13 protein-coding genes are annotated in these 11,978 nt (G+C 60.8%); 5 read left to right on the top strand and 8 right to left on the bottom strand.

Going from position 1 to position 11,978, the window contains the following annotated elements; all coding sequences use genetic code 11:
* Position 1: 1 nt before the first annotated feature.
* Positions 2-1,963, bottom strand: a complete 1,962-nt coding sequence (thrS, locus tag FF098_RS11745) for a threonine--tRNA ligase (protein WP_155140700.1) — start codon at positions 1,961-1,963, stop codon at positions 2-4.
* 107 nt (positions 1,964-2,070) lie between these two features.
* Positions 2,071-2,895: a polysaccharide deacetylase family protein gene (locus FF098_RS11740; protein ID WP_166426502.1), complete on the bottom strand. Its 825-nt coding sequence runs from the start codon at positions 2,893-2,895 to the stop codon at positions 2,071-2,073.
* A gap of 171 nt (positions 2,896-3,066) precedes the next feature.
* On the opposite strand from FF098_RS11740, the gene FF098_RS11735 reads away from it, so the two are divergent.
* Together FF098_RS11735 and FF098_RS11730 are read left to right on the top strand one after the other, a co-directional pair.
* Positions 3,067-3,663: a hypothetical protein gene (locus FF098_RS11735; RefSeq protein WP_155140696.1), complete on the top strand. Its 597-nt coding sequence runs from the start codon at positions 3,067-3,069 to the stop codon at positions 3,661-3,663.
* A gap of 4 nt (positions 3,664-3,667) precedes the next feature.
* A complete protein-coding gene (locus FF098_RS11730) occupies positions 3,668-4,426 on the top strand; it encodes a TMEM175 family protein (protein ID WP_166426501.1) in 759 nt (252 codons plus the stop codon).
* 26 nt (positions 4,427-4,452) lie between these two features.
* Here the strand turns inward: FF098_RS11730 and FF098_RS11725 are convergent, their stop codons facing one another.
* The gene (locus FF098_RS11725) at positions 4,453-5,280 is read right to left on the bottom strand and encodes a type III secretion system chaperone family protein (protein WP_155140692.1); all 828 of its coding nucleotides are present in this window, start codon (positions 5,278-5,280) and stop codon (positions 4,453-4,455) included.
* Between the two features lie 88 nt (positions 5,281-5,368).
* On the bottom strand, positions 5,369-5,746 hold the full coding sequence (gene yidD, locus FF098_RS11720; RefSeq protein WP_155140690.1) for a membrane protein insertion efficiency factor YidD: 378 nt from the start codon (positions 5,744-5,746) through the stop codon (positions 5,369-5,371).
* 93 nt (positions 5,747-5,839) lie between these two features.
* On the opposite strand from yidD, the gene FF098_RS11715 reads away from it, so the two are divergent.
* Positions 5,840-6,508 carry an SEL1-like repeat protein gene (locus tag FF098_RS11715; protein WP_155140688.1) on the top strand — a complete coding sequence of 223 codons (669 nt, stop codon included), beginning with the start codon at positions 5,840-5,842 and terminating at the stop codon, positions 6,506-6,508.
* A gap of 1 nt (position 6,509) precedes the next feature.
* Here the strand turns inward: FF098_RS11715 and FF098_RS11710 are convergent, their stop codons facing one another.
* The 3 genes from FF098_RS11710 to cysS form a co-directional block, all read right to left on the bottom strand.
* Complete coding sequence (locus FF098_RS11710; protein WP_155140686.1) at positions 6,510-6,947, bottom strand: iron-sulfur cluster assembly scaffold protein; 438 nt, start codon at positions 6,945-6,947, stop codon at positions 6,510-6,512.
* A 48-nt stretch (positions 6,948-6,995) separates the two neighbouring features.
* Positions 6,996-7,502 (bottom strand): DUF1993 domain-containing protein, encoded by a 507-nt coding sequence (locus FF098_RS11705; protein ID WP_155140685.1) that lies wholly within the window; start codon positions 7,500-7,502, stop codon positions 6,996-6,998.
* A 366-nt stretch (positions 7,503-7,868) separates the two neighbouring features.
* Positions 7,869-9,305, bottom strand: coding sequence for a cysteine--tRNA ligase (cysS, locus tag FF098_RS11700; RefSeq protein ID WP_155140683.1), 1,437 nt, complete (start codon positions 9,303-9,305; stop codon positions 7,869-7,871).
* 249 nt (positions 9,306-9,554) lie between these two features.
* On the opposite strand from cysS, the gene folE reads away from it, so the two are divergent.
* Entirely contained in the window at positions 9,555-10,184 is a 630-nt protein-coding gene (folE, locus tag FF098_RS11695; protein WP_155140681.1) for a GTP cyclohydrolase I FolE, read from the top strand.
* A 17-nt stretch (positions 10,185-10,201) separates the two neighbouring features.
* Here the strand turns inward: folE and FF098_RS11690 are convergent, their stop codons facing one another.
* Complete coding sequence (locus FF098_RS11690) at positions 10,202-10,777, bottom strand: hypothetical protein (protein ID WP_166426500.1); 576 nt, start codon at positions 10,775-10,777, stop codon at positions 10,202-10,204.
* A 201-nt stretch (positions 10,778-10,978) separates the two neighbouring features.
* Here FF098_RS11690 and bla point away from each other — a divergent pair, with 201 nt between their 5' ends.
* Positions 10,979-11,893 (top strand): class A beta-lactamase, encoded by a 915-nt coding sequence (gene bla / locus FF098_RS11685; RefSeq protein WP_166426499.1) that lies wholly within the window; start codon positions 10,979-10,981, stop codon positions 11,891-11,893.
* Positions 11,894-11,978: the final 85 nt, after the last annotated feature.

Genomic DNA, 11,978 nt, shown 5'->3' with positions numbered 1-11,978 from the left:
CTTACCGCTTCAGGTCCGGGGCCAGAGACTCTTTCTTCAACTCAGCCAGCGCCTCGTCGACACCCATCACGGAAGAATCCTTCGAGCCGAGACGGCGCAGGGACAGCTTGCGCTCTTCGGCCTCGCGCCCGCCGACGACGGCTATCAACGGCACCTTGGCATGGGAATGCTCGCGCACCTTGTAGTTGATCTTCTCGTTCCTCAGGTCGGTCTCGACGCGCATGCCGGCGGCGCGGAATTCGGCCGCTACCTTCTCGGCATAGTCATTGGCGTCGGTCGTAACCGTCGCGACGACCATCTGGGTCGGTGCCAGCCAAAGCGGCATCTTGCCGGCATATTGCTCGATCAGCAGGCCGATGAACCGCTCGAACGAGCCGAACACGGCCCGGTGCAGCATGACCGGGCGATGGCGGTTGCCATCCTCGCCGATATAGGCAGCATCGAGACGTTCCGGCAGCACGTAATCAAGCTGGAACGTGCCGCACTGCCATGTCCGGCCGATGGCATCGGTCAGGTGGAATTCCAGTTTCGGGCCATAGAACGCGCCCTCACCCGGCAGGATCTCATACTCCAGCCCGGACTGCTTGAACGCCTCTTCCAGCATCTGCTCGGCCCGGTCCCACGCCTCGTCGGACCCGGCGCGCACTTCCGGGCGCGTCGCGATCTTGTAGGTAATGTCGGTAAAGCCGACATCGCCATAGACGGTCGCGAACAAGTTCAGGAAGCGGATCGTCTCGTCGACAATCTGGTCCTCGCGGCAGAAGATATGCGCATCGTCCTGGGTGAACTGACGCACGCGCATCAGCCCGTGCAGCGCGCCATGGGGCTCGTTGCGGTGGCAGCAGCCGAACTCCGCCATGCGAATCGGCAGGTCGCGATAGGACTTGATGCCCTGCTTGAAGATCTGCACGTGCGCCGGGCAGTTCATCGGTTTCAGCGCCATCATGTCGGCCTTGCCGGACAGGAGCGGCGCATCATCCTCCGTATTCGGAACCTCGTCCGGCACGACGAACATGTTCTCGCGGAATTTCGCCCAGTGGCCGGATTGCTGCCAGAAAACCGAATCCAGCAATTGCGGCGTCTTGACCTCCTCATAGCCATCGGCATCGAGCTGGCGGCGGATATAGGCCTCAAGCTCGCGCCAGATGGTAAAGCCCTTGGCATGCCAGAAGACCGACCCCTGCGCTTCGGACTGCAAATGGAACAGGTCCATCTCGCGGCCGAGGCGGCGGTGGTCGCGCTTCTCGGCCTCTTCCAGCCGGGTCAGGTGCGCTTTCAGGTCCTTGTCGGACAGCCAGGCCGTGCCATAGATGCGCTGCAGCTGCTCGTTGCGATGATCACCGCGCCAGTAGGCACCGGCGAGCTTCATCAACTTGAACGACTTGCCGATATGCTTCGTGGACGGAAGATGCGGTCCGCGGCACAAATCGAACCAGTCGCCATGGTGATAGACCTTGATGTCCTCGCTGCCCGGCAGGTCGCGGATCAGTTCGGCCTTGTATTTTTCACCCATGGATTCGAATTTGGCGATGGCCTCGTCCCGGTCCCAGACTTCCTTTTTTGTCGGCAGGTCGGCATCGACCAGCTCGGCCATCTTCTTCTCGATCTTCTCGAAGTCTTCCGTGGAGAAAGGCTCCTTGCGGGCGAAGTCGTAATAGAACCCGTCCTCGATCACCGGGCCGATAGTGACCTGCGTGCCGGGGAACAGCTCCTGCACCGCCTGCGCCAGCAGGTGCGCGGCGTCATGGCGGACAAGGTCCAGCCCCTCGGCTGAATCGCGGGTGACGATCTCGACCTTGGCGTCCTTCTCGATCGAATCCCAGATGTCGCGCACCTCGCCATCGACCTTCATGGCGATCGCCTTCTTGGCCAGCGACTTGGAAATATCCTCGGCGATGCCCGTCCCGGTCACCGGCCCGTCATAGGGGCGGATGGAACCATCGGGCAGGGTAATCTGGGGCATCGTCTTATCTCTTGCAAAAAGGCTGAAACAGGAACGAATGACTTCGTACAGTCCTGCCAAAGAATCAAGTGCCTTGGGCAAGTTGGCGCGAACCGGGCCTATTCGCCCTATTCCGCCACTTCCTGTTCTCTCACATATTCCATGATCTCACGGAAGGTGGTCACCCAGACCTCGTCGCTATGCTCGGCGAGCCAGTCGAGCAGCTCGCCATGAGCCTCTGCGGTGACCGACAGGTGCTCGCCCTGAATATCGTGGAACAGGTACGTCCCAACCGTGCCATCCTCCAGGATACGCTCGGCATAGCCGATCAGCTGCTCGCCGGTCGGGTCGCCCTCGGCATAGGTGCCGATGAGATAGGGGTCCGGCAGACCGTTCTCAGTTGTCGGCGTCTCCTGCTGCACCGTGCGCGCGGCGATGGCGTAGGGCGCCAGCGCCTCGACGATACTCTCCCCGCCAGCGGTCGTGTCGCCGCAGGTATAGGCATATGTGCGCACGCTCTCGCCATCCATCGCCTCCAGAACGCGGTTGGTCAGGGCGAGTTCATCGACGAAGCGCCCGACCGTGTAGGTCGCGAGATCACGGTCTGCCATGACCCATTCGCGGTCCGGCCCGCCGACGCAGGGGTGGAACAGGGTGTGGTTGGCCAGCTCATGGCCGTCGCCTGCCAGTTCGCGCCACTCCTCCATCCGCCCGGTGAACGGATAGCTGCCGACGGTCACGAAAAACGTGCCCTTCAGGTCGCGGGCATCGAGCGCGGGCGCGGCGACATCGAGATGGGTGTCGAGCGCATCGTCATAGGTCAGCGCGATCGCTGCCTTCTTTCCATCCGGCCAGCTGATCTTGCCAGTCGCCTCGTCCTGCGCCTCGGAGCACCCGAGCGCCGTCATAGCCGTCAGCCCAAGGGCCGCACATATCGCAGTTACGTTTTTCATCCCGTTATCCTTCTTTTGCGCGACCATAAGAAATACCGGTGCGTTTGCCCAGCACCGTCTATACTGGCGACCAGCCTGCCATTCGTCTTGCCAGAGCGTCGGCTGGTCTGCTGCAGCCTTGCACCGGGCGCTTTTACGGCGAAGGCTGGTGGCGTGGAAAAGGAGGGAACGATGAAAAACATGATCACGGCGCTGGCCTCGGTCTCAATGGCCGTATCCGCATTGACAACAGCGGCTCTGGCCCAGGAACTGGCGCCTCCGGAGCCCCCGGCCTCTGCGCCAGAGAATCCAGCTCCTCCGCTGCCGCCCGCTTGCGAGGGAGCGCCCTATACCGATTTCGATTTCTGGCTCGGCGAATGGGATGTCTATGACGAGGCGGGCACCACGTTGCAGGGGCATAACTCGATCACCTCCGCCGAGGATGGCTGCCTGATCATCGAGCGCTGGAAAGGTGTCGGCGGCTCGACCGGGCAGTCTTATAATTTCTATGACCCAACAACCGAAGAATGGCGCCAGCTCTGGGTCGCCCGTGGCGCGGTGATCGATTACACCGGCGGGCTGAACGAGGCGGGGCAGATGGTGCTGGAAGGCACGATCGCCTATCGGACCAGTGGACTGGTCGCCGGTTTCCGCGGCACATGGACAGAACGCCCGGATGGTGCTGTCATCCAGTTCTTCGAGCAGGAGAACGGGGAGACAGGCGAATGGTCGGAATGGTTCACCGGGCTTTATATACCGTCAGGGACGACGCAGGTCCCTGCGGACTAACCTCATGATCCGCCAGGCCGTGACGGACGGCCTCGAAGCGCGAGAGATCGATCACGATCCGCATTTCCAGTGGCGCGGGCGCAATGTCACCCGCATCGAGAACCTGTCGGATATCGTCTTCGCCCTGGCGCTTGGCATGCTGGTGTCAGCCTCCTCGCCACCGATAGATTTCACCGATTTGAAGTTTCACCTTCTTGGTATCATCCCGGTCACGGCAGGTTTCGCGATCCTGCTTCTCGTCTGGAACATGCACTTTGTCTATTTCCGCCGTTACGGGCTGGGCGACCGCACGACGATCTTTCTCAATGCCATACTATTGTTGTTGATCCTGTTTATCGCCTATCCGCTGCGCTTCATCTTCGATGCACTGTTTTCCTATATCCTCATTGCTTTTGGGCATACTGCGCGGATCGAAGCGCTCGGTATTTTCGACACAATGATGGCCGGTGAGCTGATGCGCTATTACGCCATAGGCTATGCACTGATCTTCGCGGTCTATGCCTTGATGTACCGGCACGCATTAAAGCGGGCAGATGAAATCGGCTTGAGCACAAAGGAACGCATGCTGACCGCCCTGTCGGTGCAGGTGTTCATCATGCAGATCATCATTGCGAGCGCTGTCGCAATCTTGGCGGCGATGCCACCGCTCTGGGTCTGGGCGAGCTTTCTGTTCTTCTTTAACTGGCCTGCCGGCTATGGCCTACGCTGGCTCTATCATCGAAAGCTGAGAAAGCTTGAACAGGCTGAAGGCGCAACCGGCTGAATCGGCACGCGCCCTCTTGGCCCGGCTTAGTTGCCGGTCAGTGCCGACCAGTCATCGACCGGCAACTCATTTGCCATCTCGCCAAGCCCGGACAGTTCCAGCAACCGGCTCAGGTCAGCGGCGCCGGGCTCACGGCCTGCAAAATCAGCGACAGGATTGCCGAAATTGCCAATGCCCACCGTCCCGCCGGCCTGGGAAACGAGGCTGGCAAACTCCGGCAGGCGCGTCATCGCCGCAGACAGGGCAAGGCCGCTCGACAGGCTGGCCTCATTACGGCTGGAGGTTTCGTTCAGCAGGCGGTATATTTCATTGAGCGCCAGCAGGTAGAGCCGAAGATGCACTTCGACGCAGTCAATCGCGCAGCCGGGCGTTGCCGGCAGGCCGGCACGATAGACCATGTCGCCATTCTCGTCGGCGATCAGCTGCCCGAGCGGGAATTCCGGATTGAGCTGGTTGACGACCTGCGGTGTGGTCCGCAGCCCGCGCACCGTGGTCGGTGCCTTGTGGGCCTGAATCAGCAGTGTACAGCCTTGCTCGAAGCAGTCGGAAAAACCATAGGCGAGCGGAAGGCCATAGAGCGAGGCAACGATGACATAACCGTCGAGTTCCGGGATGGCCTCGTCCATGATGATCGGCAGCCCCGCGCCTTCCACGATAGCCCTTATCTCATCGGGTTTGAACAGGACCGGTTCATAGTAGAAAGTGCCGTCATCAGTACCCGGGGCAGCATCCGGCACTTCCACATCCGGCTGTGCGCCGAGGGAATTGGAAACCTGTGCACTTGCCCCTGACATGGCTCCGATGGGCGCCGCGACACAAATTGCTGCGGCAATGGCGGTGACAAATCTGATCATGAGAACCCCACTCAAACTACTGACCCCGGAGAGATCCCCCAATCGCTCCAGGAAAAAGCCTATCGGCAGGGATGACACACGGCAAGGTTTAATCGGGCTGGCCGCCCTGGCCGGACCCTGTCCCATCCGGTCGAGCGCCCCTCTCCCGCCATGCCCAGTCGCCATAGCGCCAAGGTGCCAGCGGATGGTCGCCCAGATGCCCTGGCACAGGGTCGAACCCGTGGGAACCGAACGGATGGCAGCGGGCAAGGCGCGACAGCGTCAGCCACGAGCCTCGCCAGGCGCCGTGGCGGCGATAGGCTTCGCAGGCATAGTGCGAACAGGTCGGCGCATGACGGCACTGCACGCCGATGACAGCAAAGAGAGGCGACAGCGTGACCTGATAAACCCTGAGCAGGCCGATCGCGACGCGCGAGACGATGCCCGGGCTTTCACGCTGAATTCTCGTATCAGGCTTGTCTGTCATAGAGTTAACGCCGTCTGTGCGACGGGACCTGTAGCCTTTTGCCGTTGAACCGTGCTGAATAGCACAAACGATAAACGGGAGCGATCATCCATCATGTCTCACATTGCCACCAGCCGTGCCGCCATCCTGTTGGCCCTCACCGGATTGACGATAACGGCCTGTGCCTCACCGGGAACCGCAGAGCGCCAGCGCCTTGCCTATGCCGACCGCGGCAACGCCGAGCGCCAGCTCAGCGGCAGGGTGATGGACAGCGAACAGGCCGCGCGGCTGATCGGTGCCGCCCGCAACCTTGCCGCCAATGAAGGCTGCGATGACGCGATCCCGGTCTATCGCGTGCTCGCCGCCTATGGCCGCAATTTCGAGATCGCGCAGTTCGAGCTGGGCCAGTGCCTGCTTGACGGATCGCCCTCGGCACTGGATCGCAGGGAAGCGATGGTCTGGTTCGAACGCGCCGCCATGGCCGGCCACCGCGAAGCGCAGAAGGAACTGGCAGAGATCGCCGTTACGGGTGGCGACTACGCCACAGCGCTGAGCTGGGCACTGGTCTTCAACGAACAGAACGACACGGCCATCGCGCCGATGCAGGATTTCTCGGCCCCGTTCATGGACCGCCTTCGTGAGGGGCTTGATGCGCAGGCAATTGCCGAGGCAGAGCGTTTCGCGCTCGATTACTCGCCGGACTATATGGCGTCTTTCCGCATGGGCAGGCCAGAGCCGCAGCGCGACGAGGCACCGGATGACGGGGTCGAGCGGATCAGGTGAGTCAGGCTTTGTCCGCGTCGATCTGGTCGAGGCAGTCGATGACGGCGTCGAACACCAGAAGCGTCGAGGCATGGCGCGCCGGATAATCGCGGATCGGCTCCAGCTTCGAAAGTTCGGCAAACCGCTCGCCCGTCGGCACCGGCCCCTCCTCCTTCAGCATGGCGACCATCTGGGCGTGGAGCGTACGCAGCTCATCGGGCGTAGACCCGATAATCGTTTTCGCCATCAGCGAAGATGACGCCTGCCCCAGCGCACAAGCCTTGGCCGAGACCGCAAAGTCGGAGACCACCCCATCGACCATTTTCAGGTCGACAGTGACCTCAGACCCGCAAACGCGCGAATATTTTCGCGCCGTCGCGTCCGGCTCGTCGAGGCGCCGCGCCTTGGGGATGGAGCCCGCCGCTTCCAGCAGGGCGTTTGAATAAATCTTCTCGATCATGGTCGGGATATAATCGGACAGGCCAGATGATGCCAGCCTTACCCATGACTACCCCTGCCCGAAATAGTCCGCCTTGCCCAGTTTCACGCCATTGGCGCGCAGGATCGAATAGCAGGTCGTCACGTGGAAATAGAAGTTCGGATGGACGAAGCCGAGCACGTATGCACGGCCCGGGAAGGTCATGTCGTTGCCGCCGATCTTCAGCGTGATGTCACGGTCTTCCGATCCCTTCATGTCATCCGGCTCGAACGTCGCCAGATAATCCAGCGTCTTCTGGATGCGGGCGAGAAGGTCGGGGAAGGTCGCCTCCACGTCCTGATAGGACGGCACGTCCCGCCCGGCGAGGCGTGAAGCGCAGCCCTTGGCCATGTCGGTGGCGATATAGACCTGGTTTTTCAGCGGCAGCATGTCCGGCGCGTGACGCGCCTCGATCAGCACGCTTTCCTCCAGCCCGCGCTCCTTCGCGCTTGCTTCGGCCTTCTTCAGCACATGCGACATGGCGGAGAGCATGGAAATGAACACCGGCACGGAAACTTCATACATGGAAACGGGCATTGGCAGTTTTCCTCATCATCGCGGGCTTGTCCCTGAGGGCGGGATATAGCCCAGACGCACGCGTATTGCCACAGGGCGCATTGAACGCCACAGTGTTCGACAGGCGAAACGAGGTGAGAGGCTGGGCCATGATACGGAAAAGCGATGACAAACCCAAAAGGAACCGGACGCTTATTTCCCTTCTTTGCGCCATCATGTCGTTGATGACCCTATCAATCCTGCTCTTGGCCGGAAACCTGGACAACGATCTTCGGTATCAGGCTTCAGCAGTCATAGCCTTGGCCTCGTTCGTGGTGCTGGCCGTAATTGTCTGGATCAATGTCAGATCGAAAAAGCCGGGCCCAAAATAGCCCCGAGCCCCAACCCTCATCCCCGACGCCAGGTCCCACCGGACGGGCCATCCTCGATGAGGATATTCTGCGCGGCGAGTTCGTCGCGGATCGCGTCGGCCCGGGCGAAGTCCTTGGCCTTGCGCGCCTCGGCCCGCTCGACAAGCAGGGCATCGATGGCGGTATCATCAAGCGCGCCCTCGCCTGCCGCCTTGCCCTTCAGCCATTCCGCCGGATCGACGTTAAAGAAACCCATCAATTTGCCTGAAGACAACAATGCAGCCCGCCATCCGCCTGCTTTGTGCAAGTCATTTTCATGCAGGGCCTTTACCAGGTTATCCCTGATGTAGTGCAGGGAAGAATAAGCCTTTGGTGTATTCAGGTCATCTTGTAGCGGCTTCAGAACCAGTTCCCTATCCTCAAGATCGCGCTCAAGATGAGCGGTATCATTCAGCACACGATAGAAGCGATCAAGCTGGCGCTTGGATCTTTCCAGTATCTTCTCCGTCCACACCAGCGGCTGGCGGTAGTGGGCCGACAGCAATGCCCAGCGGATCACCTCGCCATCCCATTCCTTCAACAGGTCATGGGGCAGCACGATATTGCCGAGCGACTTGGACATCTTGTCCTCGCCCATGTTGAGAAAGCCGTTATGCAGCCAGAATCTGGCGAGCGGCACATCGCCGTCGACAGGCCCCTTGTCGCCTGAGCAGCAGCTCTGGGCGATCTCGTTCTCATGGTGCGGGAAGCGCAGATCCTGCCCGCCGCCATGGATGTCGATTGTGTCCGTCTTGAACACATCACGGATCATGGCGGAGCATTCAAGATGCCAGCCGGGCCGGCCCTTGCCCTGCACGCCCCACGCTTCCGGCGCCGGCCAGCCGGGCTCGTTATCGGCGCTCGGCTTCCACAGCACGAAGTCGGCCGCATTGCGCTTGTAGGGGGCGACCTCTACCCGCGCCCCGGCGATGATCTCGTCGCGGTCGAGCTTCGATAATTTTCCGTAGGCGTCATAGCTGTCGACATCGAACAGCACATGCCCCTCGGCGGCATAGGCGTGGCCGCGCTCGATCAGCGTCGTGATCAGCCCCTGCATCGCCGCGATATGGGCGGTCGCCCGCGGCTCATGCGTCGGCGACAGGCAGCCCAGCCCCGCCATATCATCGCGATAGATATCGGCATAGCGCTGGGTGATGACGCCGATGGGCTCACCGCTCTCCTGATGGGCCTTGATGATCTTGTCATCGATATCGGTGAAGTTGCGGGCATAGGCGACATGGGTCTCCCCATAGACGGCGCGCAGCAGCCGGAACCACTGGTCGAACACCACCGCCGCGCGGGCATTGCCGATATGGGCATAGGAATAAACCGTCGGCCCGCACACATACATCGTCACCCGTTTCGGGTCAGCGGGCTGGAAGATTTCCTTCTTGCCGGTGAAAGTGTTGTGCAGCTTGATCGTCGGGGTCGTCATAAGAGATGGCTCTGTTTTCACAAATTCGGGAGAAATAGGCCTGAATCGGCCAAACTGTCGCGGGCTCAGCCCACGAACCTCAATGAAATCAGACAGTTACAACAGAGCTGCATGGCATCGTCCCTGTAATGACGCAGTCGTTAGTGGTTTTTTCCTAGTCTTCTCATTATGTTATGTCCAGCGGCTAAGGGCGGAAACAATCCCCACAGTTGCGAATGTGTAATCGCTCAACAACGATAGGACAGGCCCATGTCAGCCATTGCCTACGATACCATCACCCGTGCCTCCGATACCGGGGAGGAAAATGTCTCTTCCCGCCCGACCCGCGCCGAAGCCGAAGAGGCTGTGCGCACCCTCATCCGCTGGGCCGGGGACAACCCCGCCCGTGAAGGGCTTCTCGACACGCCAAAGCGCGTGACCAAAGCCTTTGAGGAATGGTTCGCCGGCTATGATGATGACCCGGAAGCGATCCTGGAGCGCACCTTCGAGGAAGTCGAAGGCTATGACGATATCGTGCTGATGAAGGACATTCGCCTGGAAAGCTATTGCGAGCACCACATGGCGCCGATCATCGGCAAGGCGCATATCGCCTACCTGCCGAACAACAAGGTCGTCGGCATTTCCAAGCTCGCCCGCCTCGTCGATGCCTATGCCAAGCGCCTGCAGATCCAGGAAAAGCTGACGGCGCAGATCGCCGACACGCTCAACACCGTGCTGGAACCGCTGGGCGTCGCCGTGATGATCGAGGCAGAGCACCAGTGCATGTCCACCCGCGGCGTGCACAAGCATGGCGTCGACACGATCACGACCCGGTTCACCGGCGCGTTCAGGGATGACCCGAAACTGGAAGAACGCTTCCTGCGGCTGGTCAAAGGCTAAAAAATTCTTCGGTTACTTCAGGCCGCAGCCTGCTCGGATTTTGAAAAGGCAGGCTGCTGGCTTTCGACTGCCACGGCCGTGACAGGCACGCCTGGTTTATCCTCGGACTTCTGATCAAGATGCCGGGCAAGAACAATCAGCACGAAGCCGATCACCAGCGTCTTGCCGTTCTCGGCAAAGGCATCGAGAAAAATCCGTGCTGCATAACCAAGGCCCGACTGGCCGGACGCCTGCAGCGCCTGCAGCGCCGGCAGGTGATAAGGAAGCTGGGTGACCGACTGCATCATGCCGACGCAGCCGCACAGGCATAGCGCAAGCCCGGCGATGAAAATAGAGCGCGTGGTCAGCCGGTCGGTCAGCCCCTTATTGCTGATCGCATAAAGCGCAATCATTGCCATACAGACGGTTACCAGCAACATCAGGTGGATAATGGTCGTCAGTACCCGGTCTGTCCACCAGCCGCTCTGGCCGTGAACGCCATAATGAGTTGGCGGGCTGAGCATCGACCCGATATTCAACAGCGAAAGGCCGAGGATGCTGAGGCCAACGAAGAAAGCGACCACGACGAGCGATTTGAGCAGGGTATCGGACATGGAAAGCGCCATCCTGTAAGCTGTAGCGGGCCCGACGAAGCAAACCGCGGCAACGGCCCGGCTTTTCGCCAGTTTGACTTAATTTATGCCGATAAGGTGAAGGAACGCTTACCCATCCTGCATAATGGCTGCGTTAGCCAAATTTGCCGGAAAGGCCGGTATCATGCCTCATTGCCGCCCCGACTCAGGGTTAATGGTGGGATGAGAGATACGAGGACGATCATGCAGACCAGATGGATATCGCGCCGTATGGCGCTGACCGGCCTTGGCGCCACCGCCCTGCTTACCGCCTGCGGACGCAGGGAGCAGCAAGGCCGGATTACCGAAGGGCTTCTTGATCTCAGCGAGCAGGAAGCCAGTCTCAACGGCGGCCATATCGGCGTCTTCGCCCGCGATATCGCCACTGGCAACAGCCTGATCCACCGCGCCGATGAGCGCTTTGCCATGTGCTCGACCTTCAAATGGGCGCTGGCGGCACAGGTGCTCGACGAGGTACAAAACGGCTCGATCACCCTTGATGACGAGATATCCTTCAGCGAAGAAACGCTGGTGCCCTGGTCGCCTGTCACCGGGCCGCTGGCGGCACAAGGTAGCGCATCGATCCGTACACTGTGCGAGGCGGCGGTAGCAGTCAGCGACAATACCGCCGCGAACCTGCTGCTGCGTCTGGTCGACGGGCCGCCGGGCTTTACAGAGCGTCTGCGCGGTTGGGGCGACGAGGTCACCCGCCTCGACCGCTGGGAAACGGAGCTGAACGAGAACGCCCCCGGCGATCCGCGCGACACGACAACGCCCCGCGCCATGGCAGGGCTGCTTGAGCGCGTCGCCGTCGGCGACATAATTGCGCCCGCCGCCAGCGCCACCCTGCGCGGGTGGATGGAAGCGACAAGCACCGGCACCAACCGCCTGCCCGCCGGCACGCCAGACAGCTGGACGCTGGGCCACAAGACCGGCACCAGCAATAATGGCGCTGTCAATGATGTCGGTTATTTCCTTCGCCCTGACGGCGCACCCATCGTCATCGCGGTCTATGTCAATGCGCCCGAGGCGGAGACGACGGCAGCGGAAGTTGTGATCGCAGAGGTCGCAGAGATGACGTCTGAGCTTTTGGGATAATTGTCCGAGTACGGTGCTCTATCTCTGTATCCCGATTATCTGAAAGGCCGGGATTTTGTCAGCCAAGTGCCTGCAAGGCATTTTA

This window comes from Aquisalinus luteolus, from assembly GCF_009712425.2.
Classification (GTDB): Bacteria; Pseudomonadota; Alphaproteobacteria; order Caulobacterales; family Parvularculaceae; genus Aquisalinus; species Aquisalinus luteolus.
This window is presented reverse-complemented; position numbering and strand designations above follow the sequence as displayed.